The following is a 14,245-nucleotide window of genomic DNA, read 5'->3' on the forward strand; positions in this document are numbered from 1 at the left end:
AAATACAATTATTCGTTTTTCAATATTTCTGGAACTTCTGGTTTATAGAACCAACCGATGCAAGTAGGCTTTACTCCTACATTAGAAATTATAAATAACATTGCTGTAGTTATTGTTAAAAAGTTTCTAAAAAATCTTTTACTCATTATCTCACCTCCCCATATATTTTTTTCTCACTTTTTAAAAAAGAAAAAAGCATGAAAGATTAGAATATTTTTCTAATCTTTTATGCTAATTATATAAAAATATTTTTCCATTTTCAATAACTTTTTCCGAAAATGTCATTTCATTGTCTGAAAATGCATTTTAGATACAAAAGGACGGTTCTTCTATTTCATTTTGGATACATAGAACCATCCCTCTGTTTCCTATTCATTCCTTCTTTTTAGTATCTGAAAACACATAACCAATTAATATAATTACGCCTACATATATACTAATATCAAAATATACATATCGTTCATCTCTTAAAAATATAAGAACAGCAAGAATTGAAAGTACAATAAGTAAAAAAAATGATTGTTTTAAATATTGCCCGTATTTATTCCTAGAAATACCAAAATAATAAATAATAAAGGAACCCATGCAAAACAAATAAGTGGTGCTAACAAAATATCACTTCTCTCTTAAATTTACAGCCTGCTATATAAATAATATTTCATCTTTTAAAAATAGTCTTCATAAATATTTCTGAACTGTTAATTACATAAACTATAGTAACAAATAATGCTGAACTGTATTTATTTAATATCTTACTAGTACAAAAAACACACCTGCTATTCCAATGATTGAGCCTAAAAAAAGTAAAATTTTACTGTCTTTCTCACTCAAATAAACTCTTAAAAATATAACTCCTATCATTATAGTGATGATAAAAAAGGTCGACCATAACCATAATAACCAATAAAGGCAATTAACAGAATTGTAATTATAGGAATTAAAAAAAGTATAATAGTACCTTAAGAAATTAATTTCATAACTTAAATACCTTTCCCTTGTTATTTATTTCATAAAAATTACAAACATCATAAATATTAATAGTAAACTAAAACTATGAATAAATATAATGTCTTTTTCTTAAATAATAATTTACTTTTTTATTTGACTTGAAGCAGATAATCTAATTGGTTAAATATCATTGTTTTTTTAAATATATTTTTATTGGATAAAAAATGAAATAGACTAATAAAAGCCCATATGTAATAGGAATAATACTTCTATGTAACATTACAAAATAGGACATATAATCACCATAATAGTTTTCTAACATTATTAATTTTATAATACTACCAATAATTCCCGCCATTATACTAAATTTTATATAGCTTTCAATAATCAATATAAATTTTTTTACATCTTCTATTGTTTTTTTCTGTAAATACACTTTTAAAATTTCATTTAAATCTTTATACGTTTTAGATGCTAACATAAAACAAATCAAACTTATCAATATAAAAATAATGTCATTTATTTGTATAATGATATTAAATTTATTAGTTAAAACAAATAACCCAAAACATAGTAAAATTAAATTTATAATTATACTCAAATTTAACACCGTTGACTTATATCTATAAAAATCTTATAGAAAGCAACGCATACCTTTATAGCTCCTATCCGATACTTCTATTATGCAAATTTTATAAAACTACATAACTCGAAGTCACTTTCTACTTTTATAGGATTACACAGCTTAATATTAAGCCAACAGTTTTCACCTCCTGCTTTATATTTTTGCTGTGCTTTTTGTTTCCTAACATACATATATTTTTTGCTCCATTTAAATCAGCATTAATTATTTTATTAACAACTTTATCTGTAAATAAACCTCACTTAACTCACTTTCTATTTAAAACATTAGTTAAATCGAGGTTATATTAGGATAATTCCTTTAATGAATTATATAAACTATCTAAATAATCGAAATCTATGCTCCCATTTATAATGTCGTAGGTATGTGTTTTTGTATCATACTCATATTTAGTAATCTTATTTTCTTTATTTTCAGTTATCGAAAGTGTATTAACTGTAACTGATATACATTTATCAGTCCATATATGAATTAATATTTTTTCATCAGTTTCTCTATTTTCTAGAAAAATAGCATATCTTTTTTGGCTAGTCTTTAAATTGTTATTATTTCTTGGCATACCTGATCTATATTCAACAAGTTCCAATTCATTTAATTTAGACAAAAATTCATTAATTACGTTAATGTTATTGCTAACTTTATAAATAAATTTCCGATCTGAAATATCAAGCATTTCTATTGCATCAAATCCTTTAGCTTGTGATTTATCTAGATAAGTATTCAATACTAATTCTTCAAAAGTTCCCTTTTTTTGATAATTACTAACAAATACAACTATAGTTGCTAAAACAAATATAATCATTAAAACAATAATATTTCTTTTGATAATAATTCACTCCTTTTTTATATCCAAATTGTCAGATCAAGATACATCAATATTTCACGAAAATACATTATATAAATCTTTTTAGAAAAGAATCGCATTTGTTTATGAAGATATTCCCAATTGATGTCAAATTGAATAGCTGAATACTTATACCTATACAGCTAGATAATAAAACTTTTAAAAGGTGTAAATCGTCATTTTTCAATAACAACATACTCATCATCATAATTCCCCAAATTATTAATATGATAAGCCCGATATTTTTAAACTGCATTTTTATATTGTTAATTATTACAAACCCTATTATGACTATCACAATTGTCAAAACAATCAAACTTATATAAGGCAGAAAAGATATTTTAACTAACATTGAAAAAAATATGTAAACAATTACTGTAAAAATGAGGCATCGGTCATAGGATGTGCAATGGGCTCCGCCAGTAAATATTCTTAATGCAAGAGAAGAAAACATCATTGTAATTACAAAATCTGTAATATTCAATATTAAAGAAATAATGAAAATTATAGAAAACTCAACTAAAATTCCTAAAATCAACTGCAGAGCATAATAAATTTGGGCTTTTTGTTTTTGGTCGAAGTTTGAATGTCTACATATACTATTAGTCAAACTTTCAGATATCTTTTCTAAATTTATCATTTTTTAGCCTCCATTTAATTTTTAGGGAACATGACTGTAAAAATGACTTTATCATAAGCACTATCAACCGTTATTTCCCCATTATTCTTCTCTACTATTTTCTTAACTATATAAAGCCCCATTCCTCTTGAAGTCCCTTTTGTTGAAAAATTCTTTTCAAAAATCCTGTTAAGCGTGTGTTTTTCTAATAATTTACAAGAATTTTCAATAGTAAAGATATAATCCATTGGAGTCTGAAACATATTTACACCTATAAACCTCTTATCTTCCTCAAGTTCTAACGTAGCATCTATTGCATTATCTAAAAGATTAGACAATATCTTATTTAAATCAAACGGATTTATTTTTAAATTATCAATTTTACATTTAATCGTTAAATCAACATCTATATTTAATCTTAACGCTTTATTTATTTTAAATTGGAGTAAAATATCGACTTCTGGCACTCCAGTATTGACAAGAGGCTTTAGTTTTTCTGTTTCTTTACCAAATTCTAAAAGATATTCTTCTAATCTATCATATTTCTTTAATTTTAAAAGGCCATATATTATCTGCATATGATTTAATAAATCATGTCGCTGTTCACGTACTAAATCATTCATTTCTCTCATATTTATAAGTTCTATTTGCTTAAGCTTATACATATAATCCTTTTTTATATGATTGAATAGCTCTCTTATGATAAAAATATCTAATACATTTAATAATACGATAAATAATCCGAAAATTAGATTGAAAATTCTGATATCAATAGGCTGAAATATTTGATTGCTAACTAAAAAGTTGTTTATTATAAAAAGTGTCAATAAAAATACACTTATAATATTAAATGCTACTACTGTCTTCAAACTTAAATATTTATTATTCATTTTTCCCCTACCTCTTTAAATATCATTTTCATCCTCAAAGTCAATAATAGTAAAATTTAATTTGCGAACTATTAAAAATAATATAATCATAATCAAAATTTGAGTGATAAAAGCAAACAATCTTATCGACATGTTTTTAATAATCGATTCTGCCGGTATTTTTAAAAAATACATTATTGTTTGAATATTAAAATTCTCAACAGATATATAAATACAGCTAGTAAGAATAACACTACAAAAAATATTAAATAAATAGTTTTTAATAAATAAATATATTACAATAATCATAATTAAATCATATACAAACACATTCAGTAAAAATGAATTGATATAAGGTCTTATCAAAAATGCTGAGAATGACACGATAAAACCAATAGAAACTATTTTAAAATAATTTATTTTAAGACCGCATAATGCCAAAATAAAGATGGTTATTATTAATGCTTCTGGAAAAGAAAAAATAAAAAATTCAACTAACGATAATTTTTGCATCTCATCTATCCTCCATGATGAAAATCTATCTTCTGGGACTTAAAAATTTCAAATCGTTAACTTCAAATTATAAGTCGCTGTTATCATAATCTTATTTCGAAAGTCCTGTTCATACCTCTTTGAAAGCAATGCACATTCCTCATAATTTCTAAATAAAATTTTTCTAGACGAACGACAGTATAAAACTACTTCTTCTACTTTTTTTATATTAACTATAAACGAACGATGTGTTCTAATAAAATATTCTTTATTTAACCTATCTTCTATACTATTTAAAGACTCATATGTACAATATTTTTGAGTAAATGTATGAATGATTCTTTGTCTTTTAACCGATTCTATAAATAAAATATCATTTGAATTTATTAGTATTTGTCCGCTAGCTGTACTAAAATCTATCAATTGAACTTTCGACTTCATATTTTTAATATATTCTAATGTCTTAAAAAGTCTTTTTTTCTGAATAGGCTTTTGTATATAATCAGTAGCATAAACATTAAAGGCTTCTGACATATATTCATTATAGGAAGTAATAAAAATTAAAGAAAGAGTTTCATCTGCCTCACGAATAATTTTCGCCACATCTAATCCAGACATGTCTGGCATTTTAATATCTGTCAGTACGACATCAGGTTTCATTTTAAATACGAAATTTAAAAGCTCCTTCCCATCTGCAGCCTCTGCTATTAGTTCAACATCTTTTATCTGTCTCAAATATAATCTTAAAATATGTCTAACATTCTCATTATCATCAGCTATAATAACCCTAATGGACATTTTCTCTATATCGTTGGCTCATATATAAAATCACCTAGTAAAATGCACAGCCTTTTATCAAGCCAACGTGTCATACCTCCTTTATATCATCTTGCTGTGCATAAGTACAAGGGAATAGTTCGCTCCCCTGATATCAATTAGGATACAACAGAACCATTCCCTTGTTCCCTTTATTCTTTATAGTAGCATCAGTCCAAGTGCTATTATAGCTCCTGTTATTAGTAAGTCTACAACACAGAATCCCATGATATCTCTTGCACCTAATCCAGCTATACCTAATGCTGGTAATGCCCAGAATGGTTGAATCATATTTGTCCATGCATCTCCCCATGCTATCGCCATCGCTGTTTTAGCAACTGGAACACCTAATTGGGCTCCTGCTGGTATCATAATAGGTGCTTGAACTGCCCACTGTCCACCGCCTGATGGTACAAAGAAATTGACTAAACCTGCACTTAAGAATGTGAAGAATGGAAATGTTGTCTGATTCGAAATATTTACAAACCAATTTGACATAACTCCTGCCAATGAAAGTCCTGCTTCATTAGTTCCTGTCATCATACCCATAATTCCAGCATAAAACGGAAACTGTAATATTATTCCTGCTGTTCCCTTAGCTGCATTTTTAACTGCATTAAGAAATCTCCTAGGAGTTCCATGAAGTATAATGCCTGTAAATAAGAAAATAAAATTAATAATATTCAAATTTAATTTAAAGCCGTTTTTCTTGAAATAATAGATTATAAAAGTTAAACCCATAATACCTATTAACATTGAAAGTATGGGACTATTTTCCATTTTATCGGCTGGTGTCATATTTTCAGATATATAAGCAGCTTCTTCTTCCTCTGCCAAAAGTTCAGGGTCTATAGTAACTACATTTTCTGCACTAGGATGCATTGCCCTGTTAATTATAGGTAATACAACAAATATAGCTAATACTATAATAATATTAAAAGTTGCAAAAATAGTATTATTTGTTGATATCGGATCAGTAACTACACCATTTGTAACAGTAGATAAATCAGTTCCCGGAGTAGCTAGTTTTAAAGGAATTGAGCCTGATAATCCTGCATGCCATACTAAAAATCCTGAATACGCCGAAGCAATTAATAATCTGTAGTCAACACCTTTTACTTGCTTTGCTATTTGTCTAGCAAATAAAGCTCCTATTACTAAACCAAATCCCCAATTTATCCAACAAGCAATCGTAGATATTATTGTTACCAAAACTATAGCTTGCATTGGACTTTTTGCCAAACTTGATAATGATTTTAACCCTTTTTTAATAATCGGTGCATTAGCTAAAGCATGTCCTGTAACTAATACAAGTGCCATTTGCATAGAAAATTCTAATAACTTCCAAAAGCCATTACTCCAATGAATCACCATTGTCATTGGCCCTTGACTTGTAAAAATCATTGCTAATACAAATACAATCAATGTTAAGATGACAGCAAAAAGGAATGGATCAGGTAAATATCTTTGAACAAGTACAACACAACCATTAGTGAACTTTTTAAACATATAGTTGCCTCCCTTGTCTTTTATTAATTTGTTTTTTTATAAAACTAGGGTACTTATACAAGTACCCTATCCATTACCTAATCTATATCTCCATTTTCTTTAAGTCATCTGCAATAATTAAATCAGCCTCTGTATTAGCTTTAACATCCTCAATAGTAGCTTCTGGTCCTAATTCTTTTAGTACAAGTCCTCTTTCTGTTACTTCAATTACTGCCATCTCTGTAATTATCAAATTAACTTGTCCTGCTGCTGTAAGGGGCAAAGTACATTCTTTTAAAATTTTTGGTTTACCCTTCGCTGTATGCTCCATAGCTATAATAACTTTTTTAGCTCCTACAACTAAATCCATCGCTCCGCCCATTCCAGGTACCATCTTGCCCGGAATCATCCAGTTAGCAAGATTCCCTTTTTCATCTACTTGAAGTGCTCCTAATACTGTTGCATCAACATGTCCCCCTCTTATTATTGCAAATGAAGTAGCACTATCAAAGAAAGCTCCGCCCGGTTTTATTGTTACTGGCTGACCACCTGCATTTATTAGGTCTTTGTCCTCTTCACCTGATTTAGAAACTGGTCCAAGTCCAATGAAACCGTTTTCCGATTGCAATATTATATCAATACCATCTGGGATATAATTAGCTACCATAGTTGGTAATCCTATACCCAAATTAACGACATCTCCATCTTTTAATTCTTTAGCTACCCTTTTAGCTATTATCTCTCTTGCTCTTTGTTTATCCATTACTCATCACCCCTTACGATATAATCTACAAATATACCAGGTGTTATTACTTCATTAGGATCAATTTCTCCAATCTCAACTATTTCTTCTGCCTCAACTATTACTAAATCGGCCGCCATAGCCATGATTGGATTAAAGTTTCTAGCTGAATTACGATAATAAACATTTCCATTTTTGTCTACTTTTGCTCCTTTAATCAAAGCTATGTCCGCTTTAAGAGGTAATTCTAGTAAATATTCTTTTCCGTCTATTTCTATCTTTCTTTTACCTTCTTCTACAACAGTTCCTATACCTGTTGGAGTTAAGATACCACCAAGTCCCGCTCCCGCTGCTCTTATTCTTTCTGCTAGTGTCCCTTGAGGTATTAATTCTACTTCTGTTTCACCTTCTGTCATTTGTCTTCCTGTTTCTTTGTTAGTACCTATATGAGATGCTATAACTTTTTTTATTTGTTTATTGACTATAAGTTTTCCTATTGCTACTTCAGGAAAAGCTGTATCATTTGCTATTAAAGTTAAATCCTTTACTCCCTTTTTAACAAGTGCATCAATGATTTTATTCGGACTTCCTACCCCAAGAAATCCCCCTATCATTACAGTCATACCATCTTTAATATAATCAACCGCTTGCTCTACAGATATTAATTTATTCTTTGACACTTATTACACCCCCAATATAATATAACGTTATAACCTACATATTTTGTTATTCTATGATAGAATAATAGAATCCTTCTACATAAAAATATATTACTAAATTTTAATAATTATCTGATATTTTAAAAAACAGCAGAAAAGTTTATTTGCCTTCTGCTGTTTTTACTTTTACTTTTTTTATCTTAATTTTTGCATTTTTAATTCGGTTCCCAATCTTTTAACTATAATATCTACTATCCTGTCTGATGCTTTACCATCTCCATATGGATTTACTGCATTGGCCATCTTTTTATATTCATTAACATCGTTTACCAATATATCTATTTCTTTAAATATATTTTCTCTGTCTATTCCCGCTAATTTAGCCGTTCCCGCTTCTATACCCTCTGGTCTTTCAGTTTCTTTTCTTACAACTAATACTGGTTTTCCTAAAGAAGGTGCTTCTTCTTGAATACCACCTGAATCTGTTACTACTAGATATGACCTCGCAATTAAATTGGCAAAAGGTAAATATTCAAGCGGTTCGATAATATGAACTCTGTCTAATCCGTCTAGTATTCTATGAGCAATTTCTCTTACTTTTGGATTAAGATGTATAGGGAAAACGACTTCTACATCTTCATTCTTTAATACTACATCTCTTACCGCACTAAATATATTCTCCATAGGTCTACCTAAATTTTCTCTTCTATGAGAAGTTAACAATATTATTTTCTTATTTTTATAATCAAGGTTATCGAGTAATTCATCATTAAATCTATAATCTTCTGATACAACATATAATAAAGCATCTATTACTGTATTCCCTGTAACATAAATTTTTTCTTCATCGTATCCTTCTCTTAAAAGATTTTGTTTATTCTTTTCTGTTGGAGCAAAATGAAAATCTGTAATTACACCCGTTAACTTTCTATTAGCCTCTTCCGGATATGGAGAATACAGATTACCACTTCTTAAACCCGCCTCTACATGTCCAATCTTAACTTTATGATAGAAGGAAGTTAATGCCCCTGCAAATACAGTTGTTGTATCCCCCTGAACTAGAATTAAATCAGGATTAAAATCTATAATTACTCTTTCGAGCCCTTCCATAGCTCTTATAGTTATTTGAGTCAATGTCTGCCCCGGCTCAAAAATATTCAAATCGTAATCCGGCGTTATATTAAATATTCTTAAGACTTGGTCTAACATTTCTCTATGCTGAGCCGTTACACAAACTTTATGCTCAATGCATTGATTTTCATCTAATTTTTTAACAATTGGTGCCATTTTTATAGCTTCCGGCCTAGTTCCAAATATCGTCAATACTTTTATTTTTCTCAAAACAATCACACACCCTTCACTTAATAATTGATAAATGTAAAATTAATAATAATAAAAAATTTTAGCTAACACCCATTTACTATAAACTAATTTACATTTTTAATTCTAGCAAAGTACCTAATTACCTAAAACAAAAGTCAAGGTAAAACCTTGACTTACTTTTAATGCTATCACTTTTACTTATTTCCCTGTTTTTTTAACTCTATTAATCCTATACTAGATGCTCCTAAAAATATTATTGTTAAAATCAATCCTGAAACTATTACACATTTTTCTGGCTCCATTCCTGTAAGTATAAAAGCCAAGAACCCCAAGAATATACTTATCATATATAATATTAATACTGTTTGTCTTTGACTTAATCCTCTATCTAGCAATCTGTGATGCAGATGCCCCTTATCAGCTTCCATTATAGGTCTACCATTTATAATCCTTCTAAATATAGCAAAGGCTGTATCAAATATCGGCAATCCTAAAGCTAATATCGGTATAATTATCGTTATAGCTGCAACACTCTTCATTACACCTAATATCGCTATTGCTGAAAGCATATAGCCTAAAAATAGAGCTCCAGTATCTCCCATAAAAATCTTTGCAGGATTAAAATTATGAGGCAGAAAACCTAAAGCCGAACCTGCTAAAATTGCACACAAAATCATTATAGGAACATAACCAAATTTCGATGCCACAAATAAAAGTGATAATGCTGAAATAGCTCCTACACCTGATGCTAGTCCATCTAAACCGTCTATTAAATTCATTGTATTAGTAATTCCAACTACCCAGAATATAGTTATAGGTATTGAAAAGGCTTTTAGATATAATAATCCGTCTCCTTTATCAAAAGGATTTGTAAGAAATTCTATTTTTATACCTCCTACCACAAGAACGGATGCAGCAACTATCTGGGCAAATAATTTTAGCTTTGGTGAAATACTTTTAGTATCATCTACAATACCTGTTATTACGATTATTGTAGAACCTACAATTATAGAGATCGTTGTTCTATCGATAGGAAGAAATATAAGCATAGAAAAAACCGTTGCTAAATATATAGCTAACCCTCCAAGCCTAGGAATAGGCTTTTTATGCACTCTTCTATTGTCTTTTGGTACATCGATTGCTCCAATTTTATTGGCCACCCACTTAGCAAAAGGTGTAAGAAAATATGCTACGATTAATGCCACAAAAAAAGCTTTGTAGTAAATAGACATAATAACACTCCCTTATTATTTGCCCATGATATATATATTTCCATAATTATAATTTTACTTTATTTGTAATTGAAAGTCAACAATTTCAATCCCAGCTTCTTTAAGAAGCTGAATTGCTAGTTCATCTGGATATCCTCCACCAAATACTACTCTCTCAATTCCTGCATTTATTATCATTTTTGCACATAAAATGCAAGGTTGTGTAGTTACATAAATTGTACTTCCTTTTATTCTTACCCCAGCGTTTGCAGCATGTACTATCGCATTTTGTTCCGCATGAAGTCCTCTACAAAGTTCATGTCTTTGTCCTGATGGTATATTAAGTTTTTCTCTTATACATCCTACCTCATCACAATGTTTGAGTCCTGTTGGTGCTCCGTTATATCCTGTGGAAAGAATTCTTTTATCTTTTACTATTAGAGCGCCTACCTGTCTTCTTAAGCATGTGGATCTTTTTTTTACGACATTGACTATTTCCATGAAATATTCATCCCAAGAAGGGCGCATGAAATTACCTCCTCTTATTAAAAATCATTAGGCAAGGATATACCTTGCCTATTTTGTACCAAATAATCTATCTCCAGCATCTCCTAAACCTGGAACTATATATGCATGGTCGTTTAATTTTTCATCAACTGCCGCAACATATATATCTACATCTGGATGAGCTTTTTGAACCGCTTCTATACCTTCTGGTGCTGCTATAAGACACATAAGTTTTATGTTATTTGCACCTCTATCTTTTAAGAAATTAATAGCAGCAGTTGCAGAACCCCCTGTTGCCAACATTGGATCTAATACTATGAGTTCTCTTTCTTCAACATCTGTTGGAAGTTTGCAATAATATTCTACCGGTTCTAATGTTTCTGGATCTCTATATAATCCAATATGTCCTACTTTTGCCGCCGGTAGTAAGTTTAACATCCCCTCTACCATTCCTAATCCTGCTCTAAGTATAGGTATAATTCCTAACTTCTTACCAGAAATTATTTGAGATTTAGTTTTAGCAACAGGTGTTTCTATCTCAATTTCTTCTAGTGGAAGTTCTCTTGTAACTTCATATGCCATTAGCATAGCGACTTCTTTAACTAATTCTCTGAATTCCTTTGAACCTGTGTTTTTGTCCCTTATAAAAGTAAGTTTGTGTTTAATTAATGGGTGATCCATTACAACAACTTTCCCCATTTAAAGACCCCTCCTTTGTTTTTCTTCCTCTAATGTTTAATTCTAATTTAAAATTCAACTTTAACCTCTACTGTACATTTCTTCGATTCCCTTGATTTTATCTACTCTTCTTTGGTGTCTTCCTCCTTGGAATTCTGTTTTTAGCCATACATCCACAATTTCTAATGCCAAATTTACGCCGACTACTCTTCCGCCTAATGCCAATACATTCGCATCATTATGCTCTCTTGACATTTTAGCACTGTAGCAGTCGCTTACTAAAGCACATCTTATACCGGGAACTTTATTTACTGATATTGATATTCCTATACCAGTTCCACAACAAACTATCCCTCTATCACATTCTCCTTGTTTTATAGCTTTTGCAACTTTATGCCCAAAATCAGGATAGTCTACGGACTCTGTTGTATAAGTTCCATAGTCTACATACTCAATATTTTTTTCTTCAAGAAATTTCTTAATATGTTCCTTTAGTTCATATCCACCATGATCACTACCTAAAGCAATTTTCATAATCTATCCTCCTTCTATTTTTTTCTAATCTTATCAAGAACCTTCTTGAGAGCCTCTTTGATATCTTCGGCACTCTTTTTATATTCTTCAACTGGCAATCCAAAAGGATCAGTAATATCCAGCGAAGGTATTTGCTTTTCTAAATTCGCTATTTCTCTTTTATCATCTTCAAATTCTGCTTCAATTTCCTGCTCCCATTCTCTAATTTGCTTATCGATTTTCTCTATTTCTCTTTGAAGTTCTCTTTTCCTTTTTTCTAACGCCTTAATTTCTCCAATTCTCTCTTTAAGTATTCTATCTCTCTTTTCATATAGCCTTCTATATAGTACCGCAAGCTTATCAAGAATTTCATCTATATTATTATTTTCTAAAGCAAATTCTTTTAAAGTAAAAACTTTACCCTTTGCTTCTGGAGCCATATTAATCACAGCATTCTTATGATTTACTGTCATTGTAAGTATAAGATCCGCCCTATCTATCATGTCTTTTGTCAGCGGCCTTGCTCTATGTTTTGATAAATCTATCCCTTCTTCTCTTAATACTTGTATAGCTTGTTTCGATGCTGGTTGATTAGGTACGGCGCATATCCCAGCAGACTCAACCTTAATGCCATTAAGCTCCTCTCCCGCTTCTTCAAGCATATCTCTAAACAAAGCTTCAGCCATACTGCTTCTACAAGTATTACCAGTACAAACAAACAAGATATTCTTCATTTTCCCCCTCCTTTCTATTTTTTTCTGTCAACTAATATTACATCTCCTCCTGCCGCCTTTTTCATCCTATTCATAATAGCTCTACCTATCCCCTTTTCCTCTATTCCTTCTGCTAGTATTATATCTACCCCGATTTTATCGAATTCTCTCAACACTCTAAACAAATTCGCTGCAATTGTTTGAGGATTTTCCCTATCTCCGACTTCTAATACATTGCCAATAATATATTTATTTTTTGTCTGCTTTGTAGCCATTATTCCAACTTTTAATCCCTGTTTTTTGTATTTAGAAGCTAAACTCATCAATTTTTCCACAATGTTACCAACTTCGCCCTGTATAATAGTAAGTTTAGCTTTTGGGGAATAGTGTCTATATTTTTGTCCTGGGGATTTCGGTTTCATTTTTTCTGATAAATTTTGTATTGCCGGATCAATATCTACTCGAGGAAAAATTTCTAAAAGATCTTCTAAAGTAACAAAGCCAGGACGCAGTATCGTAGGTATATCAGTAGAAATATCTAAAACGGTAGATTCAACACCTACGCCTGTGTCTCCTCCATCTATTATCATATCAATCTTTCCGTATAAGTCTTCAATCACATGATGGGAATTAGTAGGACTTGGTTTTCCTGAAGTGTTTGCACTAGGAGCCGCAATCGGTAATCCAGATTGCCTAATTAGCTCTATAGCTATTTTATGGTTTGGCATTCTAATAGCTACAGTGGATAGTCCTCCTGTTATTCTGTCAGGGACTATTTCTCTTTTCTTAAATATTAGAGTTAATGGACCGGGCCAAAATCGCTTCATAAGTTCTTTAGCATTTTCAGGAACTTCTTTAACTAAAGAGTCTAAATCACTTATATCACCAATATGTACAATAAGAGGATTATCCTGAGGTCTACCTTTAGCAATAAATATCTTTTGAGTAGCTTTCTCATCAAGTGCATTCGCCCCTAATCCATAAACAGTTTCAGTAGGAAAAGCTACTACTCCTCCTTTTTTTATTATTTCTGCTGCTAATTGTATTTTATCTATTTCAGGATTATTCTTATCTATTTTAATAACTTGTGTTTTTATCTTCTCCATGCCATTTCCCTTCTTATCTTTTTTTGTATTATCTGCAACTTCAAACATATATTATACAATATTACATCTTTAGA

The 14,245-nt window shown here is 30.3% G+C and carries 18 protein-coding genes; all 18 read right to left on the reverse strand.

Annotation, left to right across the window (positions count from 1 at the left end; translation table 11 throughout):
• Positions 1-8: 8 nt before the first annotated feature.
• Positions 9-146, reverse strand: coding sequence for a cyclic lactone autoinducer peptide (locus tag BUB51_RS02935; protein ID WP_083599486.1), 138 nt, complete (start codon positions 144-146; stop codon positions 9-11).
• 989 nt (positions 147-1,135) lie between these two features.
• The gene (locus BUB51_RS02945; protein ID WP_073195346.1) at positions 1,136-1,549 is read right to left on the reverse strand and encodes a hypothetical protein; all 414 of its coding nucleotides are present in this window, start codon (positions 1,547-1,549) and stop codon (positions 1,136-1,138) included.
• 80 nt (positions 1,550-1,629) lie between these two features.
• Entirely contained in the window at positions 1,630-1,764 is a 135-nt protein-coding gene (locus tag BUB51_RS13550; RefSeq protein WP_278293912.1) for a hypothetical protein, read from the reverse strand.
• 113 nt (positions 1,765-1,877) lie between these two features.
• A complete protein-coding gene (locus tag BUB51_RS02950; protein ID WP_073195349.1) occupies positions 1,878-2,393 on the reverse strand; it encodes a hypothetical protein in 516 nt (171 codons plus the stop codon).
• Between the two features lie 91 nt (positions 2,394-2,484).
• The gene (locus tag BUB51_RS02955; protein WP_073195350.1) at positions 2,485-3,075 is read right to left on the reverse strand and encodes an accessory gene regulator B family protein; all 591 of its coding nucleotides are present in this window, start codon (positions 3,073-3,075) and stop codon (positions 2,485-2,487) included.
• 14 nt (positions 3,076-3,089) lie between these two features.
• Entirely contained in the window at positions 3,090-3,944 is an 855-nt protein-coding gene (locus tag BUB51_RS02960) for a sensor histidine kinase (RefSeq protein WP_073195353.1), read from the reverse strand.
• Positions 3,945-3,959: 15 nt separating this feature from the next.
• A complete protein-coding gene (locus tag BUB51_RS02965) occupies positions 3,960-4,436 on the reverse strand; it encodes a hypothetical protein (protein ID WP_073195354.1) in 477 nt (158 codons plus the stop codon).
• A 48-nt stretch (positions 4,437-4,484) separates the two neighbouring features.
• Positions 4,485-5,213: a LytR/AlgR family response regulator transcription factor gene (locus BUB51_RS02970; protein ID WP_073195356.1), complete on the reverse strand. Its 729-nt coding sequence runs from the start codon at positions 5,211-5,213 to the stop codon at positions 4,485-4,487.
• Between the two features lie 177 nt (positions 5,214-5,390).
• On the reverse strand, positions 5,391-6,740 hold the full coding sequence (locus BUB51_RS02975; RefSeq protein ID WP_073195358.1) for a TIGR00366 family protein: 1,350 nt from the start codon (positions 6,738-6,740) through the stop codon (positions 5,391-5,393).
• 82 nt (positions 6,741-6,822) lie between these two features.
• Entirely contained in the window at positions 6,823-7,482 is a 660-nt protein-coding gene (locus BUB51_RS02980; RefSeq protein ID WP_073195360.1) for a CoA transferase subunit B, read from the reverse strand.
• On the reverse strand, positions 7,482-8,141 hold the full coding sequence (atoD, locus tag BUB51_RS02985) for an acetate CoA-transferase subunit alpha (protein ID WP_073195362.1): 660 nt from the start codon (positions 8,139-8,141) through the stop codon (positions 7,482-7,484). Before atoD ends, BUB51_RS02980 begins: the two co-directional genes overlap by 1 nt.
• Before the next feature lie 174 nt (positions 8,142-8,315).
• Positions 8,316-9,452, reverse strand: coding sequence for a non-hydrolyzing UDP-N-acetylglucosamine 2-epimerase (gene wecB / locus BUB51_RS02990; protein WP_073195437.1), 1,137 nt, complete (start codon positions 9,450-9,452; stop codon positions 8,316-8,318).
• Positions 9,453-9,637: 185 nt separating this feature from the next.
• Positions 9,638-10,675, reverse strand: coding sequence for an MraY family glycosyltransferase (locus tag BUB51_RS02995; protein WP_035164245.1), 1,038 nt, complete (start codon positions 10,673-10,675; stop codon positions 9,638-9,640).
• A 54-nt stretch (positions 10,676-10,729) separates the two neighbouring features.
• Complete coding sequence (locus BUB51_RS03000) at positions 10,730-11,182, reverse strand: deoxycytidylate deaminase (protein WP_073195364.1); 453 nt, start codon at positions 11,180-11,182, stop codon at positions 10,730-10,732.
• Between the two features lie 48 nt (positions 11,183-11,230).
• On the reverse strand, positions 11,231-11,860 hold the full coding sequence (gene upp, locus BUB51_RS03005; protein WP_035164247.1) for a uracil phosphoribosyltransferase: 630 nt from the start codon (positions 11,858-11,860) through the stop codon (positions 11,231-11,233).
• Between the two features lie 60 nt (positions 11,861-11,920).
• Positions 11,921-12,373, reverse strand: a complete 453-nt coding sequence (gene rpiB / locus BUB51_RS03010; protein WP_073195365.1) for a ribose 5-phosphate isomerase B — start codon at positions 12,371-12,373, stop codon at positions 11,921-11,923.
• Positions 12,374-12,387: 14 nt separating this feature from the next.
• Positions 12,388-13,086, reverse strand: a complete 699-nt coding sequence (locus tag BUB51_RS03015; protein WP_073195368.1) for a low molecular weight protein arginine phosphatase — start codon at positions 13,084-13,086, stop codon at positions 12,388-12,390.
• 14 nt (positions 13,087-13,100) lie between these two features.
• On the reverse strand, positions 13,101-14,162 hold the full coding sequence (locus BUB51_RS03020; protein ID WP_200791878.1) for an L-threonylcarbamoyladenylate synthase: 1,062 nt from the start codon (positions 14,160-14,162) through the stop codon (positions 13,101-13,103).
• Positions 14,163-14,245 lie beyond the last annotated feature (83 nt).

It is taken from the genome of Caloranaerobacter azorensis DSM 13643 (assembly GCF_900129995.1).
Lineage (GTDB): Bacteria > Bacillota > Clostridia > Tissierellales > Thermohalobacteraceae > Caloranaerobacter > Caloranaerobacter azorensis.